A 16,366-nucleotide genomic window follows, 5' to 3' on the forward strand; every position below is an offset into this window, starting at 1 on the left:
TCGGCATGCCTAAAAATAGCATCCCGCCCCCTGCTTTCGGATCGCTCAACTGGCGCCGATCGCGGCCCCCGGCCTGCAAAGTGAGCGATTCGAACCGGCGGGGGTGCCCGCGGCTACGCTGGGTCGTGATGGAAGAGACCGGTTCAGAGGCGCAGCCGGGCTACGGCGTCGGCCCATGGCAGGGCGAGTGGCCGGCCGATGAGCACTACGACCCCGAGCTGCTCGCGCACGGCGACACCCGCAACGTCATCGACCGGTACCGCTACTGGCGGATGGATGCCATCGTCGCCGACCTCGACACGCAGCGGCACCCCTTCCATGTCGCGATCGAGAACTGGCAGCACGACATGAACATCGGCTCGATCGTGCGCAGCGCCAATGCGTTCCTCGCCGACACCGTGCACATCATCGGCCGGAGGCGGTGGAACAAGCGCGGCGCGATGGTCACCGACCGGTACCAGCACGTGGTGCACCACCCCGATGTCGAGACGTTCGCGGCGTGGGCTGCGAGCGAGGGCATCCCTATCATCGCCGTCGACAACGTCGGCGAGGCGGTGCCGGTCGATCGCGCCGAGCTGCCCGAGCGCTGCGTGCTGCTGTTCGGGCAGGAGGGGCCGGGGCTGTCGGATGGGGCGCTCGCCGCGGCATCCGGCCATATCGAGATCACGCAGTACGGCTCGACCCGCTCGATCAACGCCAGCGCTGCCGCCGCCGTCGTCATGTACGAGTGGTGCCGCCGGTACGCCTGAGCGGATGCCGGACCCGCCCATTCCACTGAGACGCAGTCTCGCGTAAACTGGGTCTGAGTCTCACGCGAATGGAGTGCACCATGGCATCCGACTACGTCCCCCCGGTCGACGACTACCGCTTCCTCTTCGGCGAGGCGTTCGGCCTCGATCTGCCCGCTCGCGCGACGGGCGGCGCGTTCACGGCCGAGGATGCCACCGAGATCATCGCGGGAGCCGGCGAGTTCGCCGCATCCGTCCTCGCACCGCTCGAGACCAGCGGAGACCGCGAAGGCGCCCGCATCGAAGACGGCCAGGTGCGGCTTCCCGACGGCTTCGCCGAGGCCTACCAGGCGTTCGTCGAGGCGGGGTGGGTCAGCGCCGAGGCGCCCGAGTCGGCCGGCGGCGACGGCCTGCCGGGGTCGATCCGCGCGGGCCTGGGTGAGATCTGGAACGCCTCGAACGCCGCCTTCGCGCTCTGCTGGCTGCTGACGGCCGGTCAGATTCACGCGCTCGACGCGGCGGCATCCGACGAGCTGCGCGAGACCTACCTCACCAAGCTCGTCTCGGGCGAGTGGACCGGCACGATGAACCTCACCGAGCCCGACGCCGGCACCGACCTGGGCGCGATCCGCACGATCGCCACCCCGCGGGCCGACGGCTCGTGGGGCGTCAGCGGTCAGAAGATCTTCATCACCTGGGGCGACCACGACGTCGCCGAGAACATCGTGCACCTCGTGCTCGCGCGCACGCCAGACGCCCCCGCCGGGGCGAAGGGCCTGTCGCTCTTCGTCGTGCCGAAGTTCATGCCCGACGCGTCGGGCAAGCCGGGCGAGCGCAACGCCGTCACGACGGTGGCGCTCGAGCACAAGCTCGGCATCCACGGCAGCCCCACCTGCGTGCTCGCCTACGAGGACGCGACCGGATACCTCGTCGGCGAGGTCGGCGGCGGGCTCGCGGGCATGTTCGTCATGATGAACTCGGCGCGCGCGGGCATGGGCTTCCAGGCGACAGGAATCTCCGACCGCGCCTACCAGCAGGCCGTCGCGTACACGAACGACCGCCGCCAGGGCGCGGTGCTCGACCGCCCCGCCGGCGCGCCGATCGCCGAGCACCCCGACGTGCGCCGGCTGCTGCTGTCGATGCAGAGCCGCCTGTTCGCCATGCGCGCTCTCGGCGTCTACCTCGGCGACCTGTTCGACCGCGCCGACTCCGACGGAACGGGGCCGCTGGCGGAGTTCTTCGTGCCGATCCTCAAGGGCTGGGCCACCGAAGATGCCGTCGCCCTCACGAGCGACGCGATCCAGGTGCACGGGGGCATGGGCTTCATCGAAGAGACGGGCGTCGCGCAGCACTACCGGGATGCCCGGATCATGCCGATCTACGAGGGCACGACGGCGATCCAGTCGAACGATCTCATCGGTCGCAAGGTGATCCGCGACGGAGGCGCGACGGCCGAGACGCTGTTCGGCCTCATCGGCGAGACGGTCGACCAGCTCCGCGGCCTCGAGAACGAGGTCGCAAGGCGCACGGCCGATCGCCTCGAGCGGGCGGTGGAGGCGGCTCGCCGCGCCACGGCATCCGTCGTCGGCTTCGGCGCGACCCGCGACGCCTACGGCGTCAGCGTGCCGTACCTCATGCTGCTCGGCACCCTCGCCGGTGGCTGGATGCATGCTCTCGCAGTCGCCGCTGTGCTGGCGCACGAGACTCCGGATGCTTCCGACGCCGCGCGCCTGGTGTCTGCCGACTTCTACGGTGCGCACCACCTGCCCCGCGTGCACATGCTGGCCGAGACGGTGGCGGCGGGCGAGGTCGCCTGAGCCGGTACCCCGGCCCGGCGGTCTGGGCCTCGTGAGTCCGCCTCCCGATCCCTGCACGGAACCCGGGGGCGTCGCGACGGCTCAGAGGGTCAGGCGCCGACCGTGGTCCAGGCGTCGGTGCGCACCCGCCAGCCGAGCGTGCAGAGGCGGGCGAGCAGGTAGATGCCGAAGAAGGCGACGGCGAGCCAGATGAGGCCCGCTGTGCCGTCGACTCCGGTGGCCGAGATGATCCACAGTGCGGGCAGGAAGGGCACGAGGTTCAGCAGGCCGGCGATCGCGAGGTAGCGGGCGTCGTTCGCGCCCATCAGCACGCCGTCGAGCACGAACACGATTCCGGCGACCGGCTGGGCGATGGCGAGCACGAGGAAGGCGGGCTGCACGAGCGCGCCGATCTCGGCATCCCCGGTGAAGACGACGCCGAGCACGCCCGACAGGGCGGCGATCACGCCGCCGACGATCACGCCGAACCATGCGCCCCACGCGACGGTGCGGCGCAGCACGCGGTGCACCTGGTCGATGTCGCCCGATCCGAGGCTCTTGCCGATCATGGCCTGCGCGGCGATCGCGAGCGCGTCGAGCGCGAACGCGGCGGTCGAGAAGATGGTGAACGCGATCTGCCAGCCGGCGAGCTCCTTCGTGCCGATGCCGGTCGCGACCGCGACGGTCGCCAGCAGGGCGACGCGCAGGCTGACGGTGCGCAGGAACAGCCATCCGCCCGAGCGGGCTGTGCCCCGGATTCCGTCGCGCTGCGCCTTCATCGATGCGCCGTGCTGGAGGGCGAGGCGGCGGATGACGACCACGTACGCGGCGACCATGCCCCACTGCGCGGCGACGGTGCCGAAGGCGGAGCCGGCGATGCCCCAGCCGAACCCGTAGATGAAAATCCAGTTGAGCAGGGCGTTTGCGCCGAAGCCGAGGCCGGCGATCCACAGCGGCGTCATGGTGTCTTGCATGCCGCGCAGCAGCCCGGTCGCGGCGAACACGATGAGCATGGCAGGCAGGCCCCACATCGAGATGGTGAGGTAGGTCTGCGCTTCGGTCGAGACGGCGTCGGATGCCCCGAACGCGGCGACCAGTGCGGGGCTGGCGACGGCTCCGGCGGCGGCGAGCACGGCGCCGAGTCCGAGGGCGAGCCACATGCCGTCGATGCCGACCGAGACCGCGTCGCCGGGGTTGCCGGCGCCGAACCGGCGGGCGACCGCGGGGGTCGTCGAGTACGCGAGGAAGATCATCAGTCCGACGATCGTCTGCAGCACGGCGCCGGCGATGCCGAGGCCCGCGAGGGGTGCCGTGCCGAGGTGGCCGACCATCACCGAGTCGAGGATGAGGAAGGCGGGCTCGGCGACGAGCGCGCCCAGCGCGGGCACCGCGAGGCGCAGGATCTCGCGGTTGAGAGAAGAGGAAGGGGATGCGGTGGATGCCACCTCACGAGCCTATGGGGTGGCGCGGACGCCCGCGGTTCGAGGCGGGGCCGCGGCGCGGGCAGGCTCGAGGCGGGGCCCGCGGTTCGAGGCGGGGGCGGGCCGGGCTGCGCGGGGCGGCGGTGCGTCAGGCGGCGATGTCGTAGCGGGCTCTGCCGCCCAGGCGCGGCGTTCGGGCCGGGTCGATGTGGGGCGGCGGGACGAACCACACTCGTCCCCTGGTGCCGGATCGCGCGTCGGTGCCTTCTATGCGGATGTCCCACCCGTTGTCGTGGATGCGGTGGTGACAGGTCGAGCACAGCAGGATTCCGTTGCGCAGATCGGTCGGGCCCGCGTCTCGGTTCCACCATCTGATGTGGTGCACCTCGGTCATGTTCGGGGGGAGCCCGCACATGGCGCACCCGCCGTCGCGATCGACGAGCGCGAGCTTCTGAGTTCTCGTGAACAGTCGCTTCTCGCGTCCCCAGTCGAGGATCTCCCCGGTGGAGTCGAGCACGCAGGGGATCACTCCGCCCGACGCCGCCATCCGGCGGACCGCGGCGACCGAGATGGGCTGGTCGACGCCGTCGATGGTGCCGGATCCGGTGCCGTTCTCGAGGTCTGATGCGTCGATGCGGACGATCACGGTGGCGCCGCTGACCGGCATCCGGCTGTCGCAGTCGAGCATGTGGCTGCAGAAGAGGCTGAGGGCGTCGGCGCGCATCATGGCGACGGTGCGCTGATCGGCATCCGCCCCGTCGGCGTCGATGACGTCTTTCCGGGCCTGGAACTGCGCCGCCACGTACCCGTCGACCGCGGCCTTGATCGCGGCGCCCTCTTCGACGGGCGTCACGAGGTTCAGGTGCAGCATGCCGTCGCGCTCGAACATGCTCAGTGACCGCTGCGCACGCCGTTCTTCTTCGCGTGCTTCGAGCCTGTCTGCTTCGAGCAGCGCTTCGGCGCGCTTCACCAGCCGGCGCACGTCGTCGAGTGACAGTCCGACCGCTCGGTCGACGAGCTGCCGCTCCACATCGGTCACGACAGCCTTGTCGACGCCCACGCGCGCTCTGTCGAGAAACTCCACGATCAGCGCTGCGGCCGGCCCGCCGAGAGCTCCGGAGGTCACGCCCGACTGCACGGCGGGGTATTTGGCCGGCGCCGGCTCGCCCAGAAGGTCACGCCGCGGAGCGATCGCTTCGCCGACCTTCACCAGCCGGGCGGCGTCTCCTGCGCTGGTGCCGGTGGTCGTGGCTATCAGCTGCGCAGTGTTCCGGAACCCCTGCTGCTTCGCGAGTGACCCCGCGCCCAGCTCGGGGCGCGACTCGTGCGCGATCGCCGCGGCGACATCCGCCTGCAGGGCATCGAGCGCCCGTCTGGCCGACCCGATGGCGCGGGTCATCGACACGAGGTCGGCGCGGTCGAGGTCGGCTGCGGTCGCAGCATCCGCCCACACTCCGGCGAGAGCCGTGACGGCCTCTCGCAAGGGGTGAAGAGCGGTTGCTGACATGGAAAAAGCTTAGATCGCGGTCTATCGCACGTCAAACAAAGAGGCGAGAAACGCCTCTTCTCTGACCCCTAATATTCAAACAGAACTACGAATCATGATTCAGTCGGAGGTGCACCAACGGATAGGGCCGACCGGCCTCGTCGGTGTCGCTGCGGCCGACGATCTCGAATCCGCGGTGGATGTAGAAGGCGGTGGCCGAGAGATTCTGCTCGTTGACGTCGACCCTGCGCACGCCGTGCTGCGCGATCGTGTGCGAGAGCAGCGCGGTGCCGATCCCCTCGTCACGCCGACTCGCATCGATGAAGAGCATCTCGAGGTTGCCGTCGAGCGTGCCCGCGAATCCGACGGGCACTCCCGCACGCTCGGCGACCGAGAGCACCACAGCCGGAAAGTAGTCGGACTGCAGCCTGGCCTCGATGTCATCGCGATCGGCCTCAGCGAGGAACTCGTGCGTCGCGTCGACAGCACCACGCCAGATCGAGGCCAGCGCCGGATACTCTTCCGTCCCCTTCGAGGGTCGGATACGCAGGGCCGGAGGAGCTGATGGCTGCGGGGAGGACATCGGCCCAGTGTCTCAGAGTGCATCGCGTTCGCCGCGGGGCCTGTGCACCGGCATCCGCGTACCCTGGAGGCACGGAGGTGCCTCTCATGTCTGACGCGATGAGCAATGCCGCCCGCTACCGAGCCCGCCGCGACGCGGGCGAGAGCACGGATGCCGACCAGGACGCAGAAGCCTCGATGGTGCTGAATGCGCAGAACAAGGCGGAGTTCGTCGAGACGGCCATTCAGCTCGCGATCCGCCGGGGCGAGTTCGACAACCTTCCCGGTGCAGGCAAGCCGCTCGAGGGTCTGGGGTCGAATCATGATCCCGACTGGTGGATCCGCCGCAAGATCGAGACCGAGAATCTGTCTGGCCTCGGTCCGCCCGCCCTCATGCTGCGGGTCGAAGACCGTGAGCTCGACGGCGAGCTGGATCAGCTCGGCCGCGAGGAGGATGTGCGCGGCGTGCTCGACGACTTCAACCGTCGCGTGATCGAGGCGAGGCGGCAGCTGCGGGGCGGACCGCCGGTGGTGACGCGCCCGCGCGACGTCGAGGTCGAGGTGGAGGCGTGGCGGGAGCGCCGTGCCGCTCGGATCGCGGATGCCCGCGCCGAGACGATTCCGGATGCTGAACCGCGTCGCGCTCGACGCTGGTGGCGTCGGTGAGGGTCAGCCGACCACGGTGATCTGCTCGGGCGTTCGCGCTTCGATCTGAACGAAGTCCTCGTGGGGGCGGATCTCGCCGGTGACGCAGATCTCGGCGCCGTCGTACTCGAACGCGGGATCGAACGGGAAGGCGTTGCGGTGGTCGTCGAAGATGACGACGGTGAGGCCGGCGGGGTCGGGGTGGTCGACTCCGAGGTTGAGGAACGTGGGCTGCCCGTGGCTCTTCGTCGCCGTGAACGTGCTGACGACCGGCCCGCAGACCGTCGCCGTGCGGCCGATGCTCGCTCGCGCGGCCGACCAGTCGAGCGCTCCCTCTGGTCGCTCGGCGGTCTGCGGCTGCTCGATCGGCGTGCCTATCTGAGCTGGTCCGACTGGTGCCGTGACGGCGTCGACGACGCTGCATGAGCACAGCACCAGGGGCAGTGCGAGCAGGGCGGCGATCCGGATCTTCATGGTCTGGACACTAGCGCGCTCTATAGCTGGATCGAGTGCGCAAATCCCGAGTAGTTCGGCGTACTAGTTACGCGAAGAGTTGCGCGTTATCACGCATATTCGGATATCTAGGAGAGCGTGATCTGACCGTGACAATTACTTCTTGCGCTTGCCCCCTTTATGGGGCCACTATGACCTCTGAGGAGTCGTTTTCAAATGGGATGACGGCGACTCCGAAACCCTGGGGAACTGACGCCGTCAGCAATGACGCTGACTCAGTGAGCCATGCCCAGGGGCCTACCCCCACACCGTTATCCCGGAGGGAACCTCAAGCATGCTTACCATCCGTCGCCTCATCGAGGCCAAGAAGGCCGAGCGGGAGGAGAACGGCGAGGCCGGCTTCTCCCTCATCGAGCTCATCATCGTCGTCGTGATCCTCGGCATCCTGGTCGCTATCGCCATTCCGATCATCGGTAACATCACGAACGAGGCGAAGATCTCGGCAGCCAAGGCTGCAGCGCAGAGCGCGGCGACGCAGTGGTCGTCGGAGATCGCTGCCGGTGACACCCCGAGCGTGTACGAGACCAACGATACCGACCTGAAGGTGGCGGCCGGAACCGCAGCGGCAACGGCCAACACGGCCCCAGCCGCTACAGTGACGGACCCCAACACGATCTGCGCGACTGCTACGAATACGACCATCACCGGCACCGGTCCGAAGAGTTTCTCGGCTGGCCCCGGCTGCTGATCTAGTTCAGACGCTCAACGCGGAGACCCGGCCCAGCCGGGTCTCCGCGACCGCATTTCTTCCGTGAGGTCTGCCATGGCGACTAGTGAGCGCGACGACGACGGCTTCGGTCTCGTCGAGATGATCATCGCCATGCTCCTGCTCGCGATCATCGCCGTTGCGCTCATCCCGCCGCTGTGGAACAGCATCCTTCTGTCGTCCACCCAGTCGGCGTCCGCCACGGCCACCCGTGAGCTGAATGCGCTGATCGAAGAGGGGCGCGACGTGCACACGTGCGCCAAACTCACCCAGATCACCACGACGACGACCTATTACACCGGTACACCGCGCGAGTTCGTGGTTCGCGTACCCATCGGCATCACCTACGCATGTACCCCGAAGACCGCCGTCCCTGTCACGCTCGAAGCCGTGCGCGACGGCGAGGTGCTCGCCACGGTGCAGGCCAAGATCTTCGTGCCATGAATGCCGCGCTGCGCTCCCGTCTGGCTGATGACGACACCGGGTTGTCACTCATCGAGCTGATCGTGGTGCTGCTGCTCATGGGCATCCTCGGAAGCCTCGTCGTGATGATCTTCATCAATTCATGGAACACCCAGCGGGATGTCACGACGACCAGCACCGCGACGAACGAGGGGCAGCACTTCTCGCTCAGCATCGAGCGCGCTGTGCGCAATGCCGAAGCGATCTCGGTCAACACCGCAGGCACACAGCTGCTCGTCCGGACGACGCTGGGCGGGACGAAGACGTGCCAGGCGTTCAAGCTCGAGCGCGCAGACCTGGCCGATGCCACCCAGGGCGACGCCGCATTCATCTCGGCCGGCTCGTCTGCCCCGACATGGGGCGGACCGACCATTCTTCGAGAGGTCGCACCGATCGGCGCCGCCAAGTACTTCGCGCGCACGGGGAAGATCGTCACGTATCGCTTCCAGGTCGACACCACTTCTGCGCCCGTGACCTTCGACGGCGAGGTCACCGCAAGAAACAACCTCAGCGAGGACGGATTGACATGCTGGTCGTGAATCGCATTCTGCGCCGCGCCGTCGATCGTCGCGGCGACGAGACAGGCGCGGCGCTCGTCGCGATCATCATCGTGATGTTCTTCGGCTTCGCCGTCGTCACCGCCGTCACCGCGAGTGTGATGTTCACGATCCAGTCGAATGTCGGCAACCGCAGCAGCACCCAGGCGTACATCGCCGCCGAATCCGGGCGCGACGCTGCCGTCGACCGGCTCAACAGCGCAGTGGCGTCGAACGGCACCTTCTCGTGCAACTCGGCGACGCTGACCGGCGTCGGCGCGAAGCCCGACTACGCATTCACGATCTACTCCACCAACAGCGACATCCGACCCTCGAAGGCTACGGATCCGGGTGTCGCTCAGGCATGCCCCACCTTCGACAGCAAATTCGTGGTGATCCACTCCGTCGGCACAGACCCCAGGGGCGGCAGCGCGACACTCGATGCCGTCTACCCGTGGCTCGTGAGCTACGAACAGCAGGCCGGGGGAGTCCTCGCCTATTTCGCGGGGGGCGTCACCTCCACGGTGTCGAATTACACCGGCGACCTCGTCGTGCGTTCGGGCAACTACTCGTGCGCGAACGAGGGCACGATCAACGGCGACCTCTACGTGACCCACGGCAGCGTGAACCTCAGCCGCGAGTGCACGGTGAACGGCAACATCTGGGCGCGCAACGCTGTCGACGCCTCTTCTCAGAAGATCACCGTCACCGGAGACATCAAAGCAGGAGGCACGGTCACCGCTGTCTCCAACGGATCGACGTTCGGAAAGCTCGTCGGTACAACACACACCGGTGGGAACATCCAGTCCGGTGCCGACATCAAGCTCGACTCGACAGGAAGCGTGGACGGCAAGGTTCACGGAAGCCTGTCGGCCGCTGGGCAGGTGCGAATCGGCGGCTCGCTCCCCACGAGCGGGACCACCGGATACACGGGCAACAAATGGGCGGTGACCGGGAGCCTGACGTATCCCACAGCCCTGCCGCCGTTCGACCCATCGCTGGACTTCATCAAAGAGATCACGTCCTGGATCGACCTCGACGCGACCTCGGGATGGAATGCCGCAGAAGACCTCCCTGCGTGCGCGCTGACCAGCGCGCAGATCACCGGTCGCATGACCGACGCGACGCCCGGGCCCATCATCTTCAACTACATGAACTGCTCATCTGTCTCGACCGACATCACCCTCACGGGGACCTCGGTGACTCCCACCAAGGACGTGCTCTTCCTCGCACCGCCGCAGAAGCGCATGAACATCTCGATCGAGACGAAGCTGTCGGGCGGCAAGCAGATCGTCTTCATGCACGCAGATGCGAGCCGTGCCCTCGTCAGCAATGAGACCTCGCCCACCTGCCAGAACCCCGACACGGCGAACCAGAAGGACACCTTCTCGATCGGCACGGGCAAGAGCGTGTCGGGCGTGAAGCTGATGATCTACTCGCCGTGCGGACTCACCGGCAACATCAATGAGAGTTTCGTCGGGCAGCTGTACTCGAACGACACAGGTGGTGTGAAGTTCAACAACGGAGCCACCTACACCTGCGCATTGATGAGCTGGCCCGACGCCTTTGAGAAGCTCGGGTGCAAGGTGCGCGGTGAAGGCGAGGACGTCGTCATCGAGACTGTGCTCATCCAGCGACCGGGCGATCGCGCCTACCAGACAGAGATCGTGACGACCCCGTGACAGCGGCGGCCATCGTTCTCATCGTCATCACGGGCATCTACGGCCTCGTCATCGGTTCCTTCCTCAACGTCGTCGTGTACCGCGTGCCGGCGAGCATCCCGCTGACGCGGGAGAGCCGCTGCCCATCATGCGATGCGAAGATCCGCTGGTGGCAGAACGTGCCCGTCCTCGGATGGCTCGCACTGCGAGGGCGCTGCGCTTTCTGCGGCGCAGCGATCTCTGCGCGATACCCCGCGGTCGAAGCGCTGACGGGGATCCTGTTCGCATCCGTTGCGGCGGGGGTGGCGTTCAGTCGTCCACTCGACGCCCGGCCGGTCGACGGGCGGCTGTGGCTGGGCTCGGCGGAGTTCTGGGGGATCCTCGTGACGATGCTCGTGTTCCTGAGCATCAGCATCGCGCTCACTCTGATCGATCTCGACACCAGGCGACTCCCGAACGCCATCGTTCTGCCCGGCTGGGTGACGATGATCGTGCTCCTGCTCGTCACCACTGTGCTGACCGGGCTGCTTCCCGCTGAGGGCGGGCTCGAGGCTGGTCAGCCAGCCGTCGCCGGCACGTGGGCGGGCATCGACTGGGGCCCCTTCGTGCGAGCGGTCATCGGCGGGGTTGCGCTGTTCGTCTTCTACTTCATCGTTCGGCTCATCAGCCCACGAGGTATGGGCGGCGGCGATGTCAAGCTGGCGGGACTCGCGGGAACGATGATGGCCTGGTTCGGCTGGGGTCCGTTCATCGTCGGGGCCTTCGCTGCTTTCGCGCTGGGCGGGCTGTTCGGCATCGCGATGATGCTGATCGGGCGAGCCCGCCGGAAAGATGCCATCCCGTTCGGCCCCTGGATGCTCACCGGCGCCTGGACGGGCATCATCGTGGGTGAGCCCGTCAGTCGCTGGTACCTGGGACTTCTGAGCTGAGAGATACGAGAGAACGAGCATGGGAAAAAGCCACGTCGGTGTCGAGATCACCGAAGAGAGCGTCCGCGCGGTGGAGGTGACGCTCGACCGCACTCCGCAGGTGATCGCGTACGGCGAAGTCCCTCTGCCGCCCGAGGCTGCTCACGACAGCGAGGTTCTCGATGAAGGCACGGTCGCGCTCGCGATCCGTCAGCTGTGGGCCACCTCCGGGATCCATGGCAAGAACGCCACGTTGGGTGTGGCCAGCCGGCGCGTGCTGGTGCGCGAGTACTCGACGCAGGTGATGGCGCCCGAGCTGCTGCGTCAAGCCCTGCCGTATCAGGTGCAGGATCTTCTACCGGTGCCCGTGAACCAGGCTGTGCTCGACTACTACCCGACCTCGCAGGATGGCGAGCAGCTTCATGGGCTTCTCGTCGCGGCCGTGTCGGAGACCGTCGAAGGCATGATCGCGGCCTTCGACCGCGCGAAGATCCGCATCGCCGGGGTCGACCTCGCCACGTTCGGGCTCTCCCGCGCCGCTTCGCTGATCGCACCCGCCGGCACCCACGCCGTCGTCCACGTCGGCGACCACACCACGCAGGTGCTGATCCAGCGCGATGGGGCTCCCGAGTTCGTCCGAATCACACCTGTCGATCTCGAGACCGCCGCTGTGCGCCGCCGCAGCGCCGTGACCTCGATCACCGACGACGGCACTCTCACACCCGCTGAGTCGACATCCAGCGCGTTGCTCGATCCCGCTCGCGTGGCCGCCGGCGCGCTGCAGGAGAGCGCCGCGGGCTCGGCGGGAATCCTGCCGGCCGGGGCGCTGCGCGGGGACATCGGCCCCAAGCCCGTAGCCGATGTGATCGGACGCATCCGCGGGACCATCTCGTTCTATCTCAACCGTCCCGGCGCGACGCGGATCGAAGGAGTGCTGATCTGCGGAGCCGGTTCGGCGGTGGATGGCGTGCTCAGGGGGCTCGTGGAGGTGCTCGACGTGCCGGTGCGCCAGATCTCGCTCGGAGACGTGGTCAGCGTGCGCGGAGCCGCTCCCATCGGGGAGCACGGACTCAACCTCGTGAGCACACTGGGTCTCGCACTGAGAGGAGATCGATGATGGCTCGACCGAACGCACCCACATCGACGACGCCGCGAGTCAATCTTCTGCCTCGGTCGGAGATCGAGCGCCGCGAACGAGACCGACTGGGCGGCACCTGGGTGCGGGTGGTCATCGGGGCCGTCATCCTGGCGGCGCTGCTCGTCGGAGCCGCCTTCGCATGGAACGCGTTCGCCCAGCAGCGCCTGCTCGCGGAACGGACGAAGACCACCGAACTGCTGGGGGAGATCAGCGCGCTCTCGGAAGTGAGTCAGGCGCTCAGCACTGAACGGGAGCTGATCGACTTCAGAGCCGAGTCGATGGGCTCCGACATCGTCTGGGCGAGCGTGTTGAACCGAGTGCAGGACGCCGTGCCCCGGGGCGACGCCCTCATCGGGTTCGAGCTGACGCCCGGTGCCGTCCCCGCGGCGCTGCCGGCCGAGGCCGATCAAGAGGCGCGTGATGAAGCAGCGAGCAAGGCCGTGGGCCTCACCGGCACAGTGACGGTTCAGAGCGCAGGGCCCGAGAACATGATCCCGTTCACAGACGCGCTGCGGAAGATCGAGGGCGTCGCAGTCAGTGATGCCCGCGCCCTGTCGAGCGGCGAGTTCTACCAGTACGTCGTCGACATCACCTTCGACCAGAGCGTCTATTCAGGACAGTACGGGACCAGCGACGAGGAGGCGGGGCAGTGACCAAGCAGCTGATCACCATCATCGGGGCGCTGGCCACGGCCATCGTCCTGGTGCTCGCCATCCTCTTCGGCGTCACCCCCCTTGTCGCCTCCGGGTTCTCGGCACTGGCGCAGACCGCGCAGGAGGAATCCGTCAACCAGGGCTATCGCTCACAGGTCGACAACCTCAAGAAGGAAGAGCAGCGGATGGGCGAGATAGAGAAGTCGGTGGCTGGTCTGCGAGCGCAGATCCCCAGCGACCCGCTTCTCGACGAGCCGTTCGGGATCATCGCGGAGTCGGCCCAGAGGAACAATCTCAGCGTCGAGTCGATCACGCGCGGCGACCTGGCGGCGTTCGTGCCGCGCACCGCGCCCTCGGTCTCGGGACCAGCGACGAACGCCACTGCCGGTGCTCCGCAGACCACGCCGACGGAAGACCCGACGACACCGGTCGATGCCGCCGAGGATGCCGCGGCCGGTGCCGACGCGCAGACCGATGCGACGAACGCAGCTTCGGGCGCGACGCCCCCGCCCGCGCCGCCCACGCCCGCTGCGCCGGATGGCATCTCGATGAACGGCTCTCTCACCGGTGAACTCCAGATCCCCGTCGAGGTCACAGCCACGGCCACGGACATGGCGGACGTCATCGCCTTCCTCGACGGGCTCCGGGGTCAGGGACGGGTCATCGCCATCGATAAGGTGGTGGTCTCCGGCAGCGCGGGCGAGCTCGCCGTCACCGTCTCCGCGTTCGTCTTCGTCAGCACGGATGGAGCATCCTGATGGTTCTCGACCAGCTCACACAGCTGCTCGGCGTCGCGGCTCGCCAAGGGGCCTCAGACGTCCACCTCACCGCGTCGGCGATACCACTCATGCGCATCGACGGAGACCTCGTACCCGTGCCGGGGTATCACGAGCCGATCACCAGAGACTGGGCGGAGTCGGCGACGCTCGGACTGATGAGCGATGCTCAGCGTGCGGAGTTCGCCACGCGCCATGAGGTGGACCTCGCTCACGCAGCTCCGGGTATCGGACGATTTCGTGTCAACGTCTTCCGACAGCTCGGCGACATCGCGATGGCCCTGCGCTTCATCCCGGACCGGGTCTTCACCCTCGAGGAGCTCGGCGCTCCCGCCATCGCAAGGGACCTCGCACTTCGTCCGCGTGGTCTGGTGCTGCTGACAGGACCGACCGGTTCGGGCAAGTCGACGACGCTGACGGCGATGGTCGACCTGATCAACAACACGCGACCCGTGCACGTGGTCACGATCGAGGACCCTATCGAGTTCCATCACGAGTCCAAGCGCGCGCTCATCCATCAGCGTGAGGTCGGCTCTGACACCGCATCGTTCGCCGAGGCTCTGCGTCGCGTGCTTCGTCAGGACCCCGACGTCATCCTCGTCGGCGAGCTCCGCGACCCCGAGTCGATCTCGACGGCCCTCTCGGCCGCCGAGACCGGCCACCTCGTGCTGTCGACTCTGCACACGCAGGGTGCGGCGAAGTCGATCAACCGCATCGTCGATGTCTTCTCCGCTGATAAGCAGCACCAGATCCGCACGCAGCTGGGCGACACCCTGCAGGGCATCATCAGCCAGACCCTGCTGCCTCGCGCGCAGTCCGAAGGCCGGACCATCGCCACCGAGGTCCTTGTGAACACCCCCGCGGTGGCCAACCTGATCCGTGAGGGTCAGGTGTCGCAGCTGTACTCGACCATGCAGGCCGGGCAATCGGTGGGCATGCACACGCTCGACCAGGATCTGCGCCGTCTCGTCGGCGCGGGCGTGATCGCACCCGCAGTGGCACGTACCTTCGCGAGCGATCCGAAGTCGCTCGATGGCGTGCATGTGCGACCTGCGGATCTCGACGCCGAGTCATGGTCATCGTTCGCGGGCGGCTCGCAGCTCGATGAGTGGGGGTCGTGATGGCCCTCGCTCAGGAGTACGCGTATCAAGCCCTCGACCTGGCGACGTCTCAGACGGTCAAGGGAACGATGGATGCCAGCAGTGACAGTGCTGTCGCCGCGAAGCTGCGCGCACAGGGACTGACGCCGCTGAACGTCGCGCTGGTGGCGAAGACCGGCCTGAACCGTGAGATCGCGCTGCCGAGGCTTCGAAAAGGTGTACCCGCGAAGACGCTCGCGATCTTCTCTCGGCAGATGTCGGCTCTGGTCAACGCGGGTCTGCCGCTGCTGCGCACCCTCACCGTGCTCGCCGAGCAGGCGGAGGACAAGCAGCTTCAGACTGTGCTGATCGCCGTCCAGTCGGATGTCGAAGGCGGATCGTCGCTGTCCGCCTCGCTCGCGCGACACCCGCAGGTGTTCCCGCCGCTGATGGTCTCGATCATCCGAGTGGGGGAGTCCGGCGGCTTCCTCGGGAAGGCTCTGAACTCGGTCGCTGAGAACTACCAGAAGCAGGCGGACCTGCAGGGGAAGATCCGGTCTGCCACGACCTACCCGATCGCCGTGCTCGTCATCGCGATGCTCGGCGTGCTCGCGATGGTGACGTTCATCGTGCCCGTCTTCAAGAAGATGTTCGAAGGCCTCGGCAGCGAGCTGCCGCTGCCGACGCAGATCCTCGTGACGATCTCAGAGAACATGCTCTGGATCCTGCCGCTGCTCGCCGTGATCGTGGTCGGGGCGTGGGCTTGGTGGGCGCGCAATCGATACACCGACGCCTATCGGAAGGTGGTCGACCCGATCAAGCTCAAGATGCCGATCTTCGGTCCTCTGGTCACGAAGATGGCTGTCGCGCGATTCGCGCGCAACCTGTCGATGATGCTCGATGCGGGCGTGCCGATCATCCAGGCGCTGGCGATCGTCGGGCAGGCCTCGAACAACTGGAAGATCGAGCAGACCGTGCGCGAGATCCAGGATTCGATTCGCGGAGGTCGCTCGTTCGCAACGCCACTGGCGAAGGCCGAGGTGTTTCCGCCGATGGTCGCGCAGATGGTGGCGGTCGGTGAGGAGTCGGGCACGCTGGCCGAGATGCTCGGGAGCATCGCCGACTTCTACGAGGACGAGGTGGAGACCGCCACCGAGCAGCTGTCGTCGCTGATCGAGCCCGTGCTCATCGTCGGACTGGGCGTGGTCATCGGCAGCATGGTGATCGCCCTGTACATGCCGATCTTCACTCTGTACTCGGATCTCGCGAAGCAGTGAGCCCGCTGTCGCGAGGACCC

At 67.4% G+C, this 16,366-nt stretch carries 17 protein-coding genes; 13 read left to right on the forward strand and 4 right to left on the reverse strand.

All coding sequences use genetic code 11. The features are described from left to right. Positions 1-128 precede the first annotated feature (128 nt). Both AB0N59_RS05190 and AB0N59_RS05195 read left to right on the forward strand, forming a co-directional pair. Positions 129-749 (forward strand): TrmH family RNA methyltransferase, encoded by a 621-nt coding sequence (locus AB0N59_RS05190; RefSeq protein ID WP_363479701.1) that lies wholly within the window; start codon positions 129-131, stop codon positions 747-749. Positions 750-829: 80 nt separating this feature from the next. Next, a complete protein-coding gene (locus AB0N59_RS05195; protein WP_363479704.1) occupies positions 830-2,545 on the forward strand; it encodes an acyl-CoA dehydrogenase in 1,716 nt (571 codons plus the stop codon). 89 nt (positions 2,546-2,634) lie between these two features. On the opposite strand, the gene AB0N59_RS05200 is transcribed toward AB0N59_RS05195, so the two are convergent. From AB0N59_RS05200 to AB0N59_RS05210, 3 genes are all read right to left on the reverse strand, one after another. Continuing rightward, positions 2,635-3,969 carry an MATE family efflux transporter gene (locus AB0N59_RS05200; protein WP_363479707.1) on the reverse strand — a complete coding sequence of 445 codons (1,335 nt, stop codon included), beginning with the start codon at positions 3,967-3,969 and terminating at the stop codon, positions 2,635-2,637. Positions 3,970-4,093: 124 nt separating this feature from the next. After that, a complete protein-coding gene (locus AB0N59_RS05205; protein WP_363479710.1) occupies positions 4,094-5,452 on the reverse strand; it encodes a DUF222 domain-containing protein in 1,359 nt (452 codons plus the stop codon). 85 nt (positions 5,453-5,537) lie between these two features. Beyond that, on the reverse strand, positions 5,538-6,014 hold the full coding sequence (locus tag AB0N59_RS05210) for a GNAT family N-acetyltransferase (protein WP_363479713.1): 477 nt from the start codon (positions 6,012-6,014) through the stop codon (positions 5,538-5,540). A gap of 86 nt (positions 6,015-6,100) precedes the next feature. Between AB0N59_RS05210 and AB0N59_RS05215 the strand changes: the two genes are divergently transcribed. Next, a complete protein-coding gene (locus AB0N59_RS05215) occupies positions 6,101-6,658 on the forward strand; it encodes a DUF1992 domain-containing protein (protein WP_363479716.1) in 558 nt (185 codons plus the stop codon). A 3-nt stretch (positions 6,659-6,661) separates the two neighbouring features. On the opposite strand, the gene AB0N59_RS05220 is transcribed toward AB0N59_RS05215, so the two are convergent. Continuing rightward, a complete protein-coding gene (locus AB0N59_RS05220; RefSeq protein WP_363479719.1) occupies positions 6,662-7,111 on the reverse strand; it encodes a hypothetical protein in 450 nt (149 codons plus the stop codon). A 313-nt stretch (positions 7,112-7,424) separates the two neighbouring features. Here AB0N59_RS05220 and AB0N59_RS05225 point away from each other — a divergent pair, with 313 nt between their 5' ends. The 10 genes from AB0N59_RS05225 to AB0N59_RS05270 all read left to right on the forward strand — a co-directional run bounded on the left by AB0N59_RS05225 (position 7,425) and on the right by AB0N59_RS05270 (position 16,346). After that, positions 7,425-7,838, forward strand: coding sequence for a prepilin-type N-terminal cleavage/methylation domain-containing protein (locus tag AB0N59_RS05225; protein ID WP_363479722.1), 414 nt, complete (start codon positions 7,425-7,427; stop codon positions 7,836-7,838). Positions 7,839-7,913: 75 nt separating this feature from the next. Continuing rightward, positions 7,914-8,300, forward strand: a complete 387-nt coding sequence (locus AB0N59_RS05230) for a type II secretion system protein (protein WP_363479725.1) — start codon at positions 7,914-7,916, stop codon at positions 8,298-8,300. Beyond that, positions 8,297-8,857, forward strand: a complete 561-nt coding sequence (locus AB0N59_RS05235) for a prepilin-type N-terminal cleavage/methylation domain-containing protein (RefSeq protein WP_363479728.1) — start codon at positions 8,297-8,299, stop codon at positions 8,855-8,857. The genes AB0N59_RS05230 and AB0N59_RS05235 overlap by 4 nt, the downstream gene beginning before the upstream one ends. Then, positions 8,845-10,536, forward strand: coding sequence for a hypothetical protein (locus AB0N59_RS05240; protein WP_363479731.1), 1,692 nt, complete (start codon positions 8,845-8,847; stop codon positions 10,534-10,536). The genes AB0N59_RS05235 and AB0N59_RS05240 overlap by 13 nt, the downstream gene beginning before the upstream one ends. Beyond that, complete coding sequence (locus AB0N59_RS05245; RefSeq protein WP_363479734.1) at positions 10,533-11,444, forward strand: prepilin peptidase; 912 nt, start codon at positions 10,533-10,535, stop codon at positions 11,442-11,444. Before AB0N59_RS05240 ends, AB0N59_RS05245 begins: the two co-directional genes overlap by 4 nt. A 19-nt stretch (positions 11,445-11,463) precedes the next feature. Further along, the gene (pilM, locus tag AB0N59_RS05250) at positions 11,464-12,540 is read left to right on the forward strand and encodes a pilus assembly protein PilM (protein WP_363479737.1); all 1,077 of its coding nucleotides are present in this window, start codon (positions 11,464-11,466) and stop codon (positions 12,538-12,540) included. Next, positions 12,540-13,214 (forward strand): hypothetical protein, encoded by a 675-nt coding sequence (locus AB0N59_RS05255; RefSeq protein WP_363479740.1) that lies wholly within the window; start codon positions 12,540-12,542, stop codon positions 13,212-13,214. Before pilM ends, AB0N59_RS05255 begins: the two co-directional genes overlap by 1 nt. Next, positions 13,211-13,972 carry a hypothetical protein gene (locus AB0N59_RS05260; protein WP_363479743.1) on the forward strand — a complete coding sequence of 254 codons (762 nt, stop codon included), beginning with the start codon at positions 13,211-13,213 and terminating at the stop codon, positions 13,970-13,972. The genes AB0N59_RS05255 and AB0N59_RS05260 overlap by 4 nt, the downstream gene beginning before the upstream one ends. Next, positions 13,972-15,111 (forward strand): type IV pilus twitching motility protein PilT, encoded by a 1,140-nt coding sequence (locus AB0N59_RS05265; RefSeq protein ID WP_363479746.1) that lies wholly within the window; start codon positions 13,972-13,974, stop codon positions 15,109-15,111. The genes AB0N59_RS05260 and AB0N59_RS05265 overlap by 1 nt, the downstream gene beginning before the upstream one ends. Beyond that, positions 15,111-16,346, forward strand: coding sequence for a type II secretion system F family protein (locus tag AB0N59_RS05270; protein ID WP_363481210.1), 1,236 nt, complete (start codon positions 15,111-15,113; stop codon positions 16,344-16,346). The genes AB0N59_RS05265 and AB0N59_RS05270 overlap by 1 nt, the downstream gene beginning before the upstream one ends. Positions 16,347-16,366: the final 20 nt, after the last annotated feature.

The organism is Microbacterium sp. NPDC089321, from assembly GCF_040684935.1.
Classification (GTDB): Bacteria; Actinomycetota; Actinomycetes; order Actinomycetales; family Microbacteriaceae; genus Microbacterium.

Bases quoted from the DNA above. Each gene is read 5' to 3' on its own strand.
- AB0N59_RS05195 (WP_363479704.1), top strand. From the start codon at position 830: ATGGCATCCGACTACGTCCCCCCGGTCGACGACTACCGCTTCCTCTTC.
- AB0N59_RS05230 (WP_363479725.1), top strand. From the start codon at position 7,914: ATGGCGACTAGTGAGCGCGACGACGACGGCTTCGGTCTCGTCGAGATG.
- AB0N59_RS05240 (WP_363479731.1), top strand. From the start codon at position 8,845: ATGCTGGTCGTGAATCGCATTCTGCGCCGCGCCGTCGATCGTCGCGGC.
- AB0N59_RS05265 (WP_363479746.1), top strand. From the start codon at position 13,972: ATGGTTCTCGACCAGCTCACACAGCTGCTCGGCGTCGCGGCTCGCCAA.
- AB0N59_RS05235 (WP_363479728.1), top strand. From the start codon at position 8,297: ATGAATGCCGCGCTGCGCTCCCGTCTGGCTGATGACGACACCGGGTTG.
- AB0N59_RS05205 (WP_363479710.1), bottom strand. From the start codon at position 5,452: ATGTCAGCAACCGCTCTTCACCCCTTGCGAGAGGCCGTCACGGCTCTC.
- AB0N59_RS05255 (WP_363479740.1), top strand. From the start codon at position 12,540: ATGGCTCGACCGAACGCACCCACATCGACGACGCCGCGAGTCAATCTT.
- pilM (WP_363479737.1), top strand. From the start codon at position 11,464: ATGGGAAAAAGCCACGTCGGTGTCGAGATCACCGAAGAGAGCGTCCGC.
- AB0N59_RS05210 (WP_363479713.1), bottom strand. From the start codon at position 6,014: ATGTCCTCCCCGCAGCCATCAGCTCCTCCGGCCCTGCGTATCCGACCC.
- AB0N59_RS05270 (WP_363481210.1), top strand. From the start codon at position 15,111: ATGGCCCTCGCTCAGGAGTACGCGTATCAAGCCCTCGACCTGGCGACG.
- AB0N59_RS05215 (WP_363479716.1), top strand. From the start codon at position 6,101: ATGTCTGACGCGATGAGCAATGCCGCCCGCTACCGAGCCCGCCGCGAC.
- AB0N59_RS05220 (WP_363479719.1), bottom strand. From the start codon at position 7,111: ATGAAGATCCGGATCGCCGCCCTGCTCGCACTGCCCCTGGTGCTGTGC.
- AB0N59_RS05225 (WP_363479722.1), top strand. From the start codon at position 7,425: ATGCTTACCATCCGTCGCCTCATCGAGGCCAAGAAGGCCGAGCGGGAG.
- AB0N59_RS05190 (WP_363479701.1), top strand. From the start codon at position 129: ATGGAAGAGACCGGTTCAGAGGCGCAGCCGGGCTACGGCGTCGGCCCA.